Source organism: Microbacterium sp. NPDC019599 (genome assembly GCF_040632175.1).
Lineage (GTDB): Bacteria > Actinomycetota > Actinomycetes > Actinomycetales > Microbacteriaceae > Microbacterium.
Window position 1 is genome coordinate 146873 of record NZ_JBEYBL010000007.1, and the last position, 17511, is coordinate 164383.

11 protein-coding genes are annotated in these 17511 nt (G+C 70.5%); 9 read left to right on the plus strand and 2 right to left on the minus strand.

Annotation, left to right across the window (positions count from 1 at the left end):
* Window positions 1–580: 580 nt before the first annotated feature.
* Complete coding sequence (locus ABZ477_RS13475; protein WP_360133761.1) at window positions 581–1633, minus strand: LLM class flavin-dependent oxidoreductase; 1053 nt, start codon at window positions 1631–1633, stop codon at window positions 581–583.
* Between the two features lie 92 nt (window positions 1634–1725).
* Here ABZ477_RS13475 and ABZ477_RS13480 point away from each other — a divergent pair, with 92 nt between their 5' ends.
* The 5 genes from ABZ477_RS13480 (at window position 1726) to ABZ477_RS13500 (ending at window position 8274) form a co-directional block, all read left to right on the plus strand.
* Window positions 1726–2736 carry a LacI family DNA-binding transcriptional regulator gene (locus tag ABZ477_RS13480; RefSeq protein WP_360133764.1) on the plus strand — a complete coding sequence of 337 codons (1011 nt, stop codon included), beginning with the start codon at window positions 1726–1728 and terminating at the stop codon, window positions 2734–2736.
* Between the two features lie 323 nt (window positions 2737–3059).
* A complete protein-coding gene (locus ABZ477_RS13485; RefSeq protein ID WP_360133767.1) occupies window positions 3060–4727 on the plus strand; it encodes an alpha-amylase family glycosyl hydrolase in 1668 nt (555 codons plus the stop codon).
* A gap of 69 nt (window positions 4728–4796) precedes the next feature.
* Window positions 4797–6167 (plus strand): extracellular solute-binding protein, encoded by a 1371-nt coding sequence (locus tag ABZ477_RS13490; protein ID WP_360133770.1) that lies wholly within the window; start codon window positions 4797–4799, stop codon window positions 6165–6167.
* Window positions 6168–6340: 173 nt separating this feature from the next.
* Window positions 6341–7312, plus strand: a complete 972-nt coding sequence (locus ABZ477_RS13495; protein ID WP_360133773.1) for a sugar ABC transporter permease — start codon at window positions 6341–6343, stop codon at window positions 7310–7312.
* Window positions 7309–8274, plus strand: a complete 966-nt coding sequence (locus ABZ477_RS13500) for a carbohydrate ABC transporter permease (protein WP_360133776.1) — start codon at window positions 7309–7311, stop codon at window positions 8272–8274. Before ABZ477_RS13495 ends, ABZ477_RS13500 begins: the two co-directional genes overlap by 4 nt.
* A 151-nt stretch (window positions 8275–8425) precedes the next feature.
* Here the strand turns inward: ABZ477_RS13500 and ABZ477_RS13505 are convergent, their stop codons facing one another.
* Complete coding sequence (locus tag ABZ477_RS13505; protein ID WP_360133779.1) at window positions 8426–9856, minus strand: diacylglycerol kinase family protein; 1431 nt, start codon at window positions 9854–9856, stop codon at window positions 8426–8428.
* A 197-nt stretch (window positions 9857–10053) separates the two neighbouring features.
* Between ABZ477_RS13505 and serS the strand changes: the two genes are divergently transcribed.
* The 4 genes from serS to ABZ477_RS13525 all read left to right on the plus strand — a co-directional run bounded on the left by serS (window position 10054) and on the right by ABZ477_RS13525 (window position 17509).
* Window positions 10054–11319, plus strand: a complete 1266-nt coding sequence (gene serS, locus ABZ477_RS13510) for a serine--tRNA ligase (protein WP_360133782.1) — start codon at window positions 10054–10056, stop codon at window positions 11317–11319.
* Window positions 11316–12224, plus strand: coding sequence for an HAD family hydrolase (locus tag ABZ477_RS13515; RefSeq protein ID WP_360133785.1), 909 nt, complete (start codon window positions 11316–11318; stop codon window positions 12222–12224). Before serS ends, ABZ477_RS13515 begins: the two co-directional genes overlap by 4 nt.
* Before the next feature lie 117 nt (window positions 12225–12341).
* The gene (locus tag ABZ477_RS13520; RefSeq protein ID WP_360133788.1) at window positions 12342–14378 is read left to right on the plus strand and encodes a serine protease; all 2037 of its coding nucleotides are present in this window, start codon (window positions 12342–12344) and stop codon (window positions 14376–14378) included.
* Entirely contained in the window at window positions 14375–17509 is a 3135-nt protein-coding gene (locus ABZ477_RS13525; protein WP_360133791.1) for a hypothetical protein, read from the plus strand. Before ABZ477_RS13520 ends, ABZ477_RS13525 begins: the two co-directional genes overlap by 4 nt.
* Window positions 17510–17511: the final 2 nt, after the last annotated feature.

Here is a 17511-nt window from a genome sequence, read left to right on the forward strand (position 1 = left end):
CGCCGTCACGTGCCTCGCGCAGCGTCGACCTCCGAGGGGGAGGGCGCTCGTCGCGTGACCCGGGCACCTCCATCACCGAGCATCGGCCGCACCTCGCACGGGTGCGGCCGATGTCGCTTGGCCAGGGGGGTCCGGCGGCGGATCAGGCAGGGATCGGTCCCGATGCCCGATCCGGGTGATGAAGGGCGGAGCCGGTGGGGGCCGGCTCCGCCCTGACGCGGACAGCCGGGCTCCCGGCCCCGGCCTCCGACGAATCGATCGCGTCGCCTGACGAGTGCGGTACCCGCCCCAAGTGGGGTGCCGAGCTCGGTGATTCAGGGATGCCCTCGAGCTCCGCACATCCGGGCCCGGACGTGCGGAGGCTCCGACACGAGTGCCGCGCAGCGCGTTCCCCGGCCCGCCCGCGGGGCGGGGAATCGCCCGGCGCAGGAGGCCCGCATTGCGGGCATGAGTCCAGGATAGCTGTGGTCTGACCATATCGGAGGGTGTCACAGGACCCGGGCATGCAATGCTCAGCCGGCTCGCAGGATGAGCGGGCCGGCTGGGCTCAGCCGCTCGCCGGTGCGGGCCCCGGCCTGCGTCAGCCCGCGAGCAGCTCGAGCGTCTGGATCCGGCCGGGAGCAGCATCCATCGGTTCCGACTCGTACGAAGCGGCGATCGGCGAGATCATGACCTCGTCGACGCCGTGACGCGCCGCGAACTCGGCGAGCTCCGTGCGGACGGCCTCGCCCGTTCCGACGAACCATCGCGAACGGGCGGAGGCCATGATCTGCTCGCCGAGTGCGTCGAAGTCGGATGCCCCGGCCCGCGCCCGCTCGACCGTCTCGAGCGGGATGAGCGGACGGTTCTGGCGGAGCCGCGCCATCATCCGCAGCTGCGGGACGGCGCGCTCCTCGGCCTCGTCCGCCGTCGGTGCCGCGATCACGTTCGCCGTCAGGAACGTGCGCGGCTCGGGGTGCGCCTCGCTCGGCTGGTACTGCGTGCGGTACAGAGCGAGGGCGCGCTGGAGGCCCTCGCCCGAGAAGTGGTTCGCGAACACGTACGGCAGGCCGAGGGATGCCGCCAGCTGCGCCGAGTAGTCGCTCGACCCCAGCAGCCACACCTCGGGTGCGCTGGTCGCGGCCGGTGTCGCGTGGACGTCGTACGTGCCTCCGGACGTGAACTGGACGGTCGCGCCTTCTGCGCCGACGAGGCGCGTGATGTCGCGCACGTGCTCGGGGAAGCGCTCGACGTCGCTCGTCGTGCCCGAGAGGCGGAGCAGCTGGGTGATGACCGGGTCGCTTCCGGGAGCACGGCCGAGGCCGAGGTCGATGCGGCCCGGCGCGAGCGCCTCGAGCGCCGCGAACTGCTCCGCCACGACGAGCGGCGAGTGGTTCGGCAGCATGACGCCGCCCGATCCGACCCGGATCCGCGACGTCCGGGCGGCAGCGGCCGCGATGAGCACGGGCGGAGTCGTCGACGCGACCGCCGGCATGTTGTGGTGCTCGGCGAACCAGTAGCGCCGCAGCCCCAGCTCGTCAGCGCGCTGGGCGAGGGCGAGGGATGCTGTCACCGCCTGCGCGCTCGTCTGCCCCGCGCGCACCGGCACGAGGTCGAGGACGGAAAGGGCCGGGGCGGAGGTGGCGGTGCTCATCGCTCATGCCAACCCGCGGTCCGCCCGCGGCATTCCTGCCGGCGCTTGCGGTCACTTGCGCAAATGCGCAAGTTCTTGCATACACTGAGCGCATGTCGAAGCGTCTCGCGGAAGTCGCGCGCAAGGTCGGTGTCAGCGAAGCGACGGTCAGTCGCGTGCTCAACGACAAGCCGGGCGTCTCGGATGCCACACGACAGGCGGTCCTCACGGCGCTCGACGTGCTGGGGTACGAGCGGCCCACCAAGCTGCGCGGCGAACGAGCCCGCCTCGTGGGCCTCGTGCTGCCCGAGCTGAGCAACCCGATCTTCCCCGCGCTCGCCGAGATCATCGGCGGGGGACTGACCCAGAACGGCTACACGCCGCTGCTGTGCACGCAGAACGCGGGCGGCATCACGGAGTCGGACTACGTCGAGCTGCTCCTGCAGCAGCAGGTCTCGGGCGTCATCTTCCTCGGCGGCAACTACAGCCAGGCCGACGCCCCGCACGAGCACTACGACAGGCTTCGTCAGGTGAACCTGCCGACGGTGCTCGTCAACGCCCGCATCGATGCGCTCGAGTTCGCAACGGTCTCCACGGATGACGCGGCGGCGGCCGAGCAGGCCGTGCTGCACCTTCACCAGCTCGGGCATCGCCGCATCGGGATGCTCATGGGTCCGCCCGACCACATCCCCTCGCAGCGCAAGCTCGCCGCTGCGCGGCGACTGCTCGACCGGCTCGGTCCCAGCCTCGAGGACTCCATGATCGTGCGCGGCCTCTACTCGCTCGAGTCCGGCCAGGCCGGGGCGACGCGACTGTTCGGCCAGGGTGCGACCGCGATCGTGTGCGCGAGCGACCCGCTCGCCCTGGGCGCCGTCCGCGCCGCCCGCCGGGCGGGCCTGCGCGTGCCCGACGACGTCTCCGTCGTCGGCTTCGACGACTCGGCGCTCATGAGCTGCACCGAGCCGCCGCTGACGACGGTCCGTCAGCCCATCGAGTCGATGGGCCGCACCGTGATCGAGCTCCTCCTCTCGCAGATCGCCGGCACGACCGAGGCCGGCGACGAGCTGCTCTTCGAGCCCGAGCTGGTGCTCCGCTCCTCGACGGGTCCGGCCCCCACGGCGTAGCCCCCGCCGCCGCCGGCTGCGGGCGGCGTTTCGTCTCGCTCCGCTCGCTCAACGACCGGCTCTGCCGCCGCGCCACAGCGTCGCAGATAACCACAATGTCGGACGCCGGGAGCGGCATCCCTCCGACGTAGTGGGTATCCGTGACATTGTGGCGCGCTCCTCAGGCCCCCGAAAAAGGCACACCGCGCAGCATCGCAACCCAATGTGAACATCGATAGGTACACGCAATCTTGCATGATGTCGTCAAAGACTTGCATCAGTACAGAACCGAAGCTACATTCATCGCAACAAGACTTTCCCGATCCCACTCCAGGAGCCCGCCCTTGGACACTGACGTCCTCCCCGCCACGAGCACGCAAGCGCTCAGCGACACAGACCCGCTCTGGTGGCGCTCCGCCGTGATCTACCAGGTCTACGTCCGCAGCTTCGCCGACGGGAACGGCGACGGCACGGGCGACCTCACTGGCGTGCGGGCGCACCTCGGCTACCTCAAGGACCTCGGCGTCGACGCGATCTGGTTCAACCCCTGGTATCCGAGCCCCATGGCCGACGGCGGGTACGACGTCCAGGACTACCGCGACATCCACCCCGACTTCGGCACGCTGGCCGAGGCGGAGGAGCTCATCCAGGAGGCGCTGGCCCTCGGCATCCGGACCATCATCGATGTGGTCCCGAACCACATCAGCGACCAGCATCCGTGGTTCCAGGCTGCGCTGGCCGCCGGCCCCGGCAGCCCCGAGCGCGAGCGGTTCTGGTTCCATCCCGGCAAGGGTGAGAACGGCGACGAGATCCCGACGCACTGGGTCTCGAGCTTCCAGGGCGAGACGTGGACACGCACGACGAACCCCGACGGCACACCCGGCGAGTGGTACCTGCACATGTTCACGCCCGAGCAGCCCGACCTCAACTGGAACCACCCCGACGTGCGTCGTGAGCACGAGGAGATCCTGAGGTTCTGGTTCGACCGCGGCGTCGCGGGCGTCCGGATCGACTCGGCGGCCCTCCTCATCAAGGACGCCGACCTGCCCGAGGTGGGGGAGAAGCCCGACCACCCGACGGAGGACCGCGACGAGCTGCACGACGTCTACCGTTCGTGGCGCGCGATCGCCGACTCCTACGCCGGCACGCGAGTGCTCGTCGGCGAGATCTGGGTGCCCGACATCGAGCGGTTCACCAACTATCTGCGGCCCGACGAGATGCACACCGCGTTCAACTTCGACTTCCTCGCGCGGCCGTGGGGCGCGGCATCCTTCCGCCACTCGATCGAGCAGACGCTCGCGGCGCACGCCCCGGTCGGCGCTCCCAGTACGTGGGTGCTGAGCAACCACGACGTGACGCGCCCGGTCACGCGCTACGGCCGCGAGGACACGGCGTTCGCCTTCCTCAAGAAGCGGTTCGGCGTCCCGACCGACCCCGAACTGGGCCTGCACCGCGCGCGTACGGCGGCGCTGCTCGTCGCGGCGCTCCCCGGGAGCCTCTACATCTTCCAGGGCGATGAGCTGGGCCTGCCCGAGGTCGAGGACCTCCCACTCGAGCTCATCCAGGACCCCATGCACTATCGCTCCGGCGGCACGGATCCCGGGCGGGACGGATGCCGCGTCCCGCTGCCGTGGTCGGGCGACCAGGCCCCCTTCGGCTTCAGCCCGGTGGGGACCGAGACGTGGCTGCCGCAACCCGAGGGCTGGAGCGCCCTGACGGCCGCGGCCCAGCAGACCGACCCGCACTCGACCCTCAACCTGTACCGCCGGGCGCTCGAACTGCGGCGGGAGCTCGCCGAGCTCGGCGACGGACCGCTCGAGTGGATCGAGTCCGGCCACGCGGACTCGATCGCGTTCCGCCGCGGCGACACCTTCGTCTGCGTCGTCAACACGGGCGACGTGCCCATCGACCTTCCCGCACACGAGCACGTCCTGCTCGCCAGCAGTCCGCTCGACGGCAACGCCCTCCCGGGCAACGCCGCCGCCTGGCTGCGGATCGGCCCCACCCCCTGAAACCCCCCGAGGAGCCTGACGCGCCATGAAGAGGCCGGCGCGGTATCCCTCACCAAGAAAGGAAAGACGATGAAGTCACCAGCAAGGGTCCTGCTCGCCGGTGTCGCCGCCGTGGCGACGATCGGCGCGCTCGCCGCATGCTCCGCCGACGGAGGCGGCACCAGCACCGACGGAAAGGTCGAGCTGCGCGTCGCGACCTTCCCGCCGGGAGCGGATGCCGCGGCCTACGAGGCGTTCGCCGCACAGGAGAAGCAGTTCGAGGACGAGAACCCGGACATCGACATCATCGGCGTCGAGTACGAGTGGGAGGGGCCGACCTTCGCCGTGCAGCTCGCCGGCGGAAGCCTCCCCGACGTCTTCACCGTGCCGTTCACCGACTCCAAGACGCTGCTCGAGAACGGCCAGCTCATGGACGTCACCGACGAGATCGAGGAGCTCGGCTACACCGACAGCTTCAACCCGATCATCCTCGACGGCGTCAAGGACGCGGACGGCCGCATCTACGGCTTCCCCCGCCAGGCCTACGCGATGGGCCTGCACTACAACCGAGAGCTGTTCGAGGCGGCCGGGCTCGACCCCGACCAGCCCCCGACCACGTGGGACGAGGTCCGCGAGTACGCGAAGAAGATCTCCGACGCGACCGGCAAGGCCGGCTACGCCCAGATGGCGATCAACAACACGGGCGGCTGGCAGCTGACGGCGCAGACGGTCGCGCGCGGCGGCCGCACGCAGGTCGACAACCAGGACGGCACGGCCGAGTCGACGATCGACAACGACGGCACGAAGGCGACGCTGCAGTTCCTGCACGACGTCAAGTGGGAGGACGACTCGTTCGGCTCGAAGGTCGACCTCGACTGGGGCACGATCAACCAGGAGTTCGCCGCCGGCAACATCGGCATGTACACGTCGGGCTCCGACGTCTACACGGCGCTCGTCCGCGACTTCGGCATGGACTCCTCGATCTACGGCCTGACGGTCGTCCCGACCGAGGGCGACGACCCCGGCACGCTCGGCGGCGGCGACATCGCCGTCATCAGCCCGACGGTCGACGACGCGACGAAGGCCGCGGCCGTCACGTGGATCGACTGGTACTACATGCAGAAGCTCCTCGACGAGGATGCCGCCGTCCAGGACGCGAAGACCCTCAACGAGTCCGGCCAGGCCGTCGGCACGCCGCTCCTGCCGGTGCTCAGCCGTGAGCTGTACGAGGAGTCGCTCACCTGGATCGAGCCGTACATCAACGTGCCGCGCGACCAGATGACGGCCTTCACCGACAGCATCTGGGACCAGGTCCCCGTCGGCGAGCCCAAGAAGAAGACGCAGGAGGTCTACGCGCTGCTCGACGGTCTCGTCCAGACGGTCCTCACCGACGAGAACGCCGACATCGACGCCCTGCTCGCCCAGGCGCAGTCCGACGCGCAGGCGCTGCTCGACCAGTAGGACACCGGATGCCGCGGCCCGGCCTTCCCCCCGGCCGAGCCGCGGCATCCCGACGCTCGCCGCGTTTCGTCTCGTCGCTTCGCTCCTCGCTCAACGACCGGAGATCCGATCTCGGTCGTTGAGCGAGCGAAGCGAGACGAAACGCCCCGAACCCAGAGGAACCCAAGGCAGACATGACCATGACGACCGAGGAGCGTCCGGCCGCGGCATCCCTCCCGCCTGCCGGCGCCCCGCCCGCGAAGCGTCGCAAACGGCGCACGCCCGTGACCTGGTACCGCGGAGGCGGCCTGTGGAACCTGCTGTTCGTGCTGCCGATGGTCTTCGTGTTCTTCTTCTTCTCGTGGCGGCCGATCGTGCAGTCGGTCATCATGAGCTTCGAGAAGACGAACCTCATCGTGTCGTCGTGGGTCGGCTTCGACAACTACGTCGCCGTCCTCACCGATCCCGAGCTCGGCCGCGCCATCGTCAACACGATGTACTTCGCGGTGCTCGCGCTGCTGTTCGGCTTCCCGTTGCCGCTGCTCATGGCGGTCCTCATGAGCGAAGTGCGCCGCGGCAAGGGCCTCTACTCGGCTCTCGCCTACCTCCCCGTCGTCATCCCGCCCGTCGTCGCGGTGCTGCTGTGGCGCTTCTTCTACAGCGCCGACCCGAACGGCGTCTTCAACACGGTGCTGTCGTGGTTCGGCATCCCGCCCCAGCCGTGGATCCAGTCCGCCGTGCAGGCGATGCCGTCGCTCGTCCTCGAGGCGACCTGGGCCGCGGCCGGCGGATCGATCATCATCTACCTCGCGGCGCTCCTGTCGGTCCCGCCCGAGCTCTATGACGCGGCCGAGGTCGACGGAGCCGGCATCTGGCGCAAGGTCTGGCACGTGACGATCCCGCAGCTGCGCGGCATCCTCTTCATCATGCTGATCCTGCAGGTCATCGCGACCGCGCAGGTGTTCCTCGAGCCGTTCCTCTTCACGGGCGGCGGCCCGGCCGGCGCGACGAAGACGATCCTCCTCTACATCTACGACAAGGCCTTCCGGAACAGCCTCGGCGGCGACTACGGCGAAGCGACCGCCGTCTCGGTGCTCCTCGCGATCGTCCTGGCGATCCTGTCCTGGCTGTACTTCAAGCTCACGAACCGCTGGAGCACGCAATGAGCTCGACGATCACCGCTCAGTCGAAAGAGGGGGTCCGGGGCCTCGTCTCCCGCACGCGCCGCCGCCGCGCGAGCATCGACGACGACACCGTCCGCACCGTCGTGTCCGACTCGGAGCGCCGCCGCCCCGGCACGCGCTTCGGCATGAGCGTCACGCACGTCTTCCTCTTCGCGTCGCTCGTCATCGCGGGGCTCGGGCCGATCCTGTGGCTCGCGAAGTCCGCCGTGACCCCGACGCAGGACACCCTGACGCAGCCCTTCGCCCTGTGGCCGAACGGCATCGACTGGGCGAACCTGTCCACGGCGTGGAACGACATCCACATCGACCAGTACTTCTGGAACACGATCGTCATCGCCGCCGGCGCGTGGGCGACCCAGCTGTTCATCGCGACGACGGGTGGGTACGCGCTGTCGGTCCTGCGGCCGAGGTACGCGCCCGTCCTGAACGCACTCGTGCTCGCGACGCTGTTCATCCCCGGGATCGTCCTGCTCGTGCCGCTGTACCTGACGATCGTGCACCCGCCGCTCGTGGGCGGCTCGCTGCTGAACAACTACCTCGCCGTGTGGCTGCCCATGTCGGCGAACGCCTTCAACATCCTTCTGGTCAAGCGGTTCTTCGACAATCTGCCGCGTGAGGTGTTCGAGGCCGCGAAGACCGACGGGGCGGGGCCCTTCCGCCTGTTCTGGTCGGTCGTGCTGCCGATGTCGAAGCCGATCCTCGGCGTCGTGTCGGTCTTCGCCATCATCGCGGCCTGGAAGGACTACCTGTGGCCCATGCTCGTGCTGCCCGACCCCGCGGTCCAGCCGCTCTCGGTGCGCCTGCCCGCCGTGCAGAGCCAGACCGAGCTCGACGTCTTCCTCGCCGCGCTCGCGATCGCGACGCTCATCCCGATCGCGATGTTCCTGCTCTTCCAGTCCGTGTTCCTGCGCTCGGCCGGACTCGGAGGCGCCGTCAAGGGCTGACGAATGCTGTCACCCCGCGCTGCGGCCGCGTGCAGAACTCCTCCAATCCGGGGCCCGGCGGCCGCGACACGCCGTGCCAGCGGCCTCCGGCGGAGCGAGCTTGAGGAGTTTGTGCACGCGCGGCCGCAAGCAGCCCCGCCCGCGTGCCGCGCTACAGGGCTGTGACGTCGTGGCCCTTGGGGACGGCGATCTCGAGCCCGCCGGGCACGACCCGGGCGCGCACGTTGACCGCCTCGCCGAACTCGTCGCCGTCGAGCTGGATGTACTGGGCCTCTGTGGCGCCGACTTCGACTTCGGCTCCGCGGACGTAGCGCACGGCGTTGTCCTTCGTGCGCAGCGCGAGCACCTGTCGGCCGGCGCGGAACTTCCTGAGGAAGCTGTTGTCCCACGCGACGCGCCGCCACACGAGGATCCAGCCGAGGGGACCCTTCGGCTGGAAGAGGACGACGTCCATCGTCCCGTCGGTCACGGAGGCCTCGGGGATGAGCTCGAGCCCGGCCGGGAGCGACCCGCAGTTGGCGAACAGCACGCTCTGCACGCGGGTGGAGTGCAGCCGGTGCCCGCCGATCTGGTACATGATGCGGAACGGCTTGGCCCCCGGGAGGGAGCGCGCTGCACCGTCGACGTAGGCGACCCAGCCGACCGACTTCTTGAGCTGCGGATTGGTGTTGGCGATCATCGCGGCGTCGAGCCCCATGCCGCCCATGACGACGAACGCGTGCTCCTCCGTCTCGCCGGTGGGTCGGCGGATCGCCGCGAACCCGATGTCGACTCCGACCTTGTCGCCGTCGAAGGTCGCCCGGATCATCGCCTCGGGATCGTCGAGGGGGAGCAGCAGATTACGGGCGAGGAGATTGCCGGTGCCGCTCGGGACGATCGTGAGGGGCACGCCGCTCCCGCTCATCGCCTCGGACACCGCCCGGACCGTCCCGTCGCCGCCGGCCACGAGCACGGCGTCGACGCCGACCTCGAGCGCCTGGCGCGTCACGTCGTCGCCGAGATCGTCGACGGTCGTCTCGTAGAACAGCGGCTCCTGCCAGCCGGCTTCCGCCGCGAGCCGTTCGACCTGCCCGCGCAGGGCGTCGGCGTCGACCTTGATCGGGTTGTAGACGAGGGCGAGCTTGGGGTGCGGACGCTCCTCGCCCCCTTCGATCGGGGCCGTCTCGCCTTCTGCGCCGACGCGCCGGGCCTCGCCGCTCTCGTCCTCTTCCGTGTCCGGCGCGATGTCCTCAGGCTGGCGGATGACGTCGTCGGGCTCGGCCGCCTCGCTCGGGTCGGGTGCCCCCGATGACGAATCGCCGGACTCCTCGGACGACGAATCGCCGGATGCCTCTCCTGACGCCCCGCCGGATGCCTCGCTCGACGCCTCGCCGTCAGCCTCATGCGACGCGCCACCCGATGCCTCGGCGGAGACGGCGTCGCCCTTCTCATCCGCGAGACGCTCGGCCTCCGCGCGGATCTCATCCTCCGAGACGGCGATCTCGCCCGTCTCGGGTCCGTCGGCGTAGATCTTGTCGGCGGGGTGGGGCGGGTCCTCCTCCGGGCGAGTCGCATCCTCGTCTCGGCCCGTGCCCGCTGTCATGCGTACCACCATAGAGCGCAGGCTCCGTCGCGGTCCCGGGGTTGCGCGCGAACCGCCGTGCTGCCACCCCGATCCGCACGCGCCCCGCCGCGCGCCCGGGAGGGCGGCCGCCCGCCGCCACCGGCCGCGCGCCGGCCGGGCCGGGAGCCGCGACGCCCACAGGCGGCGTGGAGCCGGTGCGACTCTAGACTTGACGGATGATCGATCCCGTCCTTCTCCGCGAGAATCCCGAGCTGGTCAAGCGCTCGCAGGAGGCCCGCGGAGAATCGCCCGGCACGGTCGACGAGGCGCTGGCGGCAGACAAGGCCCGTCGCGCGGCCATCTCGGCGTTCGAAGAGCTGCGCGCCGCGCAGAACGCGCATGGCAAGGCCGTAGCGAAGGCGCCCAAGGAAGAGAAGGCCGCGCTCGTCGCGCAGGCCAAGGAGCTGAGCGACCGCGTGAAGGACGCACAGCGGGCCGTCACGGATGCCGAGGCCGAGGCCGCCGCCGCGTTCGCCAAGCTCGAGAACATCGTCATCGACGGCGTGCCCGCCGGTGGCGAGGACGACTTCGTCACGCTCCGCACGCACGGCGAGCCGGCCGCGTTCGATTTCGAGCCGCGCGACCACCTCGAGCTCGGCGAGCTGCTCGGCGCGATCGACATGGAGCGCGGCACGAAGGTGTCGGGGAGCCGCTTCTACTTCCTCACCGGCATCGGGGCGCGCCTCGAGCTCGCGCTCATGACGCTCGCGCTCGACCGGGCGCTGCAGGCGGGCTTCACGCCGATCGTGCCGCCGACACTCGTCCGCCCCGAGGTCATGCGGGGCACCGGCTTCCTCGGCCAGCACGCCGACGAGATCTACCACCTCGAAGAGGACGACCTCTATCTCGTCGGCACGAGCGAGGTGCCGCTCGCCGGCTACCACATGGACGAGATCCTCGACTTCGAGCGGGGCCCGAAGCGCTACGCCGGCTGGTCGACGTGCTACCGGCGCGAAGCGGGATCGTACGGCAAGGACACGCGCGGCATCATCCGCGTGCACCAGTTCAACAAGCTCGAGATGTTCATCTACACGACACCCGATGTCGCAGAGGCCGAGCATGATCGCCTCGTGGCGATGCAGGAGGGGATGCTGCAGGATCTCGGTCTCGCGTACCGCGTGATCGACGTCGCAGCCGGAGATCTGGGCTCGAGCGCCGCACGCAAGTTCGACGTCGAGGCGTGGGTGCCGACGCAGGGCGCCTACCGCGAGCTCACGTCGACGAGCAACTGCACGACCTACCAGGCCCGCCGGCTCGACATCCGCTACCGGCCGGACGGCGGCAAGACAGCGCACGTCGCGACGCTCAACGGCACACTCGCGACGACGCGCTGGATCGTCGCGATCCTCGAGACCCACCAGCGCGCCGACGGCTCGGTCACGGTGCCCGAGGTCCTGCGCCCGTACCTCGGCGGCCTCGAGGTTCTGGAGCCCGTTTCGTGAGTGAAGCGCATCTCCCGCCGACGGGCAGCATCAAGGTCGTAGGACCCAAGAAGGCCGCGAAGCTCGTCGAGGAGATCGCGCGCGACACGGAGAATCCGGATGTCGCGACCGAGCGCCTGCTCATCGTGCTCGACATCGACGGCACGATCCTGCTGGAGGACGAGTCGCTCTCGCCCGGCGTCGCCGAGGCCGTCGAGCACGCGCACCGCACAGGCCACGAGGTGATGCTCGCGACCGGACGCTCGTGGGAGGGCACGCGCGGCATCCTCCGCGTCCTGCAGCTCGAGCCCGAGTACGTCGTGTGCTCCAACGGCGCCGTCATCATGCGCCGTCTCGAGGGTGACGAGGCGCACTACGAGCGGTTCTTCACCGAGACCTTCGACGCGACCGAGGTGCTGATGCTCCTGCGCGAGCACCTGCCCGACGCCCGGTACATGGTGGAGCTCGCCGACGGGCGGCGCCTGTACACCGAGCACCTCGAGGACTGGAATCTGGTCAACGCGAAGCGCGTCGAGTTCGAGGAGCTCACGGCGCAGCCCGTGTGCCGCGTCGTCGTCGTGTCGCCTGGCCACAACGAGCAGGACTTCGTCGAGCTCGTGCAGCGCATAGGGCTCAACCAGGTCTCGTACGCCGTCGGCTGGACCGCCTGGCTCGACATCGCGCCGAAGGGCGTCGACAAGTCGACGGCGCTCGAGCGCGTGCGAGAGTGGACGGGCTTCGACCCCGCGCACGTGCTCGTGATCGGCGACGGTCGCAACGACGTCGGCATGTTCCGCTGGGCGCGTGAGAACGGCGGCCGCGCCGTCGCGATGAAGCAGGGTCCGCAGGAAGTGCGGGATGCCGCGGGCGAGATCACCCTCTCCGTCCAGGAGGGCGGCGTCGCCGAGGTGCTCCGCAACCTCTGAGCCCCGCACGGGCGGGAAGGCCTTCTGCGCCCGGCCGAGGTCTTGCGGCGGTCGGGCGTGTGCAGAAAACTGTGGGCAGATGCCCGTGGGGGTCCCGGGCGGTCGACGGGCGGAGCTATGGCGGGCGAGTTCGACGACCTGCTCTCCGAGTGCGTGTACCGGGTCGGGGACGGGGCGAAGCAGGGCACCGGGTTCGCGGTGTCCTCGACGCTGCTCGTCACGTGCCGGCACGTCGTCGAGGATGTGCCGCCGGGCGGCGCCGTCGCGGTGTACCCGGCAGGTGCGGCGGACGCCATCCCCACCGTCGTGAAGCTCAAGGTCCCGCGCGACGACGACGAGCGCCTGCTGGCTCCCGTGCAGACGGCCGAGCACCTCTGGCCGGACTTCGCGCTGCTCGAACGCTCCGACGGCGGGGCGTTCCCGCTCGCGGTGCTGCTCGACTCGTGGCAGCCCGAAGAGCCCGACGAGGTGCGCGTGGGCGGCTTCGGGCGCACGTGGGTCGGGTACGACACGAACCCCTTCACGACCGGGTCGCGCGTCAACCTCGACAACAGCGGTCACGTGTACTCGCGCCTACGTGCGGAGTCCGTCGACAAGGGCCTCTCGGGCTCGGCAGTGCTCACTGCGGACGGCTTCGTGTGCGGCCACGTCTCGGCCTCGAGAGCCGAAGCGTCCCCGCTCGGTGGCTACTTCCTCCCGCTCCACGCCGTGCTGGACGAGCTTGACCGCATCGCCCACGACGCCGCGACTCCCGCCGAGCAGGCGGTGCTCCTCGAGAGGCTCGGCGATCTCCACGATCATCCGGATGCCGCGTCCCGGCGCTGGCTCGAGCGGATCAGCCCGGCGGCGCTCACGCAGCGCAACCGCAACCTCGAGACGGGCTTCCTCGAGGGCGCCCGCTATCTGCCACCCGCCGTCCTCGACCTCGCGTTCGAGGAGACGACCGTCGCAGGCGAGGACCGCCGGTGGGCGATCAGCGTCGGAGGACTCCCGGAGAGCCCCACGTGGTCCCTGCACGACCTCGGCGACGATCTCTTCGATGCGCTCGACAACTGGGCGCGGCGCAATCAGCTCGCGACCGAGGAGCAGGTCACGGTGCTCGGGCGAGTGCTCGACCGCGCACTCCTGCCCGAACCCATCAAGAAGCTGCGGGAGGCGCAGGACCAGCGCCGTCCACCGCTCGTGCGGCTCCTCGCCGACCCCGCCAACCCGCTGACCGCCATCCCGTGGGAGTACGCGGCGGAGCTCGCGACGTCGAGGAGCTGGGTGTTCTCGCGGTATGTCGAGACCGGAAAGGGCGCCCTTCAGCCGAAGGACAGCATCCGGGTCCTGGTGGTCGTCAACGACGTGGACGGTGTCTCGCGCGACGCGCTCGTGGCGGCCGCGACGGCGATCCAGGAACGGCTCGCGTCGTCGCCCGCCGTCGAGGCCCGTGTCGAGACGGGCGTGGACCTGAGGAAGTTCAACACCCTCGTCCGCGACGCGGCGGGATGGGATGTCGTGCACCTCGTCTCGACGGCGACGACCGACGGGCAGTTCATCTTCCCGAGCGAGGACGTGTGGGGTTCGACGACGTACGTGGACTTCCGCGACATGCGCGTGTACCTGGCCGCCTCCCACGCGAAGGCGGTCGTCTTCCAGCTCGGCTCACCGCGGTTCGAGCCGCCGGCGCCGCTGTCGGTCTTCCTGAGCGTGCTGACGAACGAGGTGCAGGGCGTCCCCGAGACGGACGTGCGCGCGCTCGTGGTCGGACAGCACATAGCGACGAGCAATCACGCGTCGGACTTCGGCAAGGAGTTCTACAAGGATCTGCTCCTCGGCGAGTCCGTCGAGCACGCGGTCCAATTCGCGCGCGGGGAGCTTCGCCAGGTCGGGCCGCCGTCGCCGCGCAACCCCACGCAGCAGGACAAGGTCGCGTTCGGCGCGGTGTGCGTCGTCACGACCGCGGAGGGCGACGTGCGGCTGCTGACGCCGCCCGCGACGAGCGACGAGCAGGGCACCGGTCACCAGGCGCCGGGCGCGCAGTCGCCGGGAACCACGAGCGGCGCGCCGGCGCCGACCGGCGGCCCCACGGGCGCGCCCGCCGCGACGGCTCGTCCGAGCCCCGCCGCACCGCACCAGGACCACACCGGGTGGGGAGGGCAGCGCACATGAGCGCGGGGCTCGAATCGACGTCGGAACGGCTCAAGGGCGCGTTGTCCGAATTGTCCGGGTTCATCGACCGGATGGTCGCGGCGCTCGACGAGGGCGATGCGGCGAGCGTCAGCGAGGCAGAGCTGCGCAACGACGTGCCCCGCTCGCTCGAATCGCTCACGTCGGGGATCCGGTCGGCCGCCGACGAGCTGTTGAAGCGCGCGGCGCACGACGACTGGTGGGGGCGGTTCGGGCGCGACTCATGGCCGGATCGAGAGCAGGCCCTGCTCGCGGGGCTGGAGCTCAACCGGGAGACCGGCACGGCCACCTGGTTCCAGGCCTGGCTCGAGGCCATGACCGTCGGCGAATGGGAAGAGGCGTGGCGAGTGCTGCGCATGGATGCCACAGTCGCGGACTGGGCCGTCTGGCTCCCGGACCGGGCCGCGGCGCTGCAGCGCGCCGTCGAGCAGGTCGATGAGGTCGAGCAGAACCGGCAGTTCGCGGCGAACCTCGTGTCGAACCTCGTGGAGTACCTGCTCGAGGCCCGCGACGGCGACGATCGGACCGTCCTCTCTCGCCTCGGTCGAGGGCGGGCCTCGTCGCAGATCGATCTCATCCTCGTGCTGGTGCGCATCCTGGGCCTCGCCGGAAGGGCGGACGCGGTGCCCCTCGTCGCCCGGGCGCGCGCCCTCCTCGCCGCGGTCTCCACTTCGGCCGCGAAGGCCTCGGAGCGGGCGATCATCGCCGCCGAGTCCTTCCTCTTCCGACGCGGCTTCGACATCGGCCGCTCGTCCATGCTCGACGCGCCCCGCCCCGGCGTGTCCGTCGACCTCGCCGGCGTCCACGAGTTCGTCGAGCGCCGTCGTCTCGCGGCCGCCCCTGTCCCCGGACCGGACTCGCCGTCCGAGTCCGCCGGCAGCGACTCCTCGGCCGAGCCGGCCGGGAGCGACTCGTCGGCAGGGTCCTTCGGCAGCGATTCGCCGCCTCCCTCCTCGGCCCCGGCCCCCGCCGACGCCGTGACCCTGACGGCTGTGCAGACGCTCGTGGACGGCCTTCCCACCGTCGCGGGCGCCTCATCGAAGCTCACGATGCTGTTCGAACCCGTGTCGGCCGAAGTCATCCTCGCGCTGGCGACACGCCTGCTCGGCGAGCATCAGTTCGACGAGGCGAACCGGCTCGTGGGCCTGCTGTGGATCCCGGACCTCTCCGAAGCGCTCCGCGAGACGGCCACCCGCCTGCGCCTGACGGCGGTCGAGGAGATCGACGCGACGGATGCCGAACGCGCCGAGGCGCTGCTCGACATCGGCTCGCAGGCCATCTGGGCGGGGCTGAACTTCCTGGCACTCGAGTGCTTCCAGCGGGCCAACACACAGCATCCCGGACAGCCGGAGATCATGTGGCGCCTCGCCGACGCGATCTACGTCACGGCGGGGGCGGACGATCCCGCGCGCGAGAAGGAGGACCTCGAACAGGCCTGGGATCTCTGCGAGCAGGCCGAAGGGATCTCGCCCATCCCCGACGACCTGCCGTGGGCCCACGACCTGCGCCGGCTGCTCGTCCAGCAGCTCGCCAGATTCGAGGATCCGCCGCGGTCCGAGCGGCCCTGGGAGTCGCTGCACTTCGCGATCGCGGGATTCGGCACCCACGCGTCCGACGGGGTCCCGCGCTGGCGGAACCTCGCCAACGACCTCCGCGAGGTCGGGCTCATGAACACGAGCCTCTTCATCGCCAAGCACTTCGACACCGAGGAGAACCGCCCGGACTCGACCTGGGAGGTGGTCTACAGCGCGCTCAACCTGGTGCGCGCGCAGGAGGCCCTCGCCGTCCTGCCCGAACAGCCGGAGGAGGGCGAGGACGCACAGTGGTCGACCGCCCTCAGGGCGTACGCGCAGCTCATGCTCGACGACGAGGCGGGCGTGCCGACGCTGCGCAAGCTCTCGGCGGGCGGTGACGTGCTCTACACGGATTGGCTGGCCGAGTTCTACACGGCTCGCGGCTCACGGGAGGCGCAGGAGCTGTGGGAGAGCGTCCTGGAGAACGCGAACCGGGACGACCGGCGGGAGGCCAACTTCGCGGCCGCCGCCGCGCTCTACCTCGGGCGGGACGACATCGTCGCCGAGATGGGTGAGCGATTCCGTCATGAGGAGCGCCTGCAGGTCGGATGGATGACGGGCCGGTGGACGACGGCGCTCTCGAAGCTCATCACGACCGGCGGTGCACAGGGCGCCGCGGAGCTGGCCGACGCCTTCTCGTACGTCTTCAACAGCGAGGACGTCGAGCGGATGCGGGCACTGAGCGCGGGCGTCATCCGAGCTCGGCTCCGCAGACCGCGCGAAGGCCCGGCGCTCGCACGCCTCGACGAGATCGCGGCGGAGGCGTCCGCGCGAGCGCGCCGGTATCCCCACGACGACGTGCGCGTCCGGATGCTCGCCGAGCTCGAGTGGGTCACGTCGCGGCTCGCCGACGAGCTCGTCACCGCGACCATCGACGAGTTCATCGGGACGGTCGTCGACGACCTCACACGCCCCACCGCTGAAGACGCCGCTGCCGCTGCCACCGCGGAGGAGGGCGGCGAGACTCCCGACGGCGAAGCCACCCCTCCCATCACGGCCTACGTCCCGCCGTCGTGGTTCGCGGGCTGGGAAGGTCGTGAATCCGACCACGAGGTCTTCGGCCGCGGTCTTCCCCTCGCCCGCGCCGCGGTCGCCCGTCGCAATCCGCCGGAGTTCCAGGTCGAAGGCGTCATCATCGGCGTGGATCCGTCGTGCGAGCCCAGCCGCATCGCCGTCTCGCCGTCCGGCTATACACGCCCGGGGGACGAGATCAACATCTTCGAGATCGAGTCCTTCGACGGCTGGTACTGCAACGCCGAGTGGCTGAGCGGCCTGTCGGATGCCCGCCGCCGGAGCGCCGTCGCGGTGGGCGACGGCGGCCTGTACCGCCTCGCTGCTCCCATCGACGCACTGGAGCGGATCAGCTCGTGGAGCGGCCCAGAGACCGTCGCCCGCGGCATCCTGCGGACCGCCGAGATGGCGGCGGAAGAGGCCGCGGCCGCCGCGGCCGCCGTCGATCCGGGTGAGTTCGTGATCGACGACGTTCCGGGATCCCGGCTCGCGACCGACGGCGAGGCGCCGGCGGGAGAGGCGGACTGATC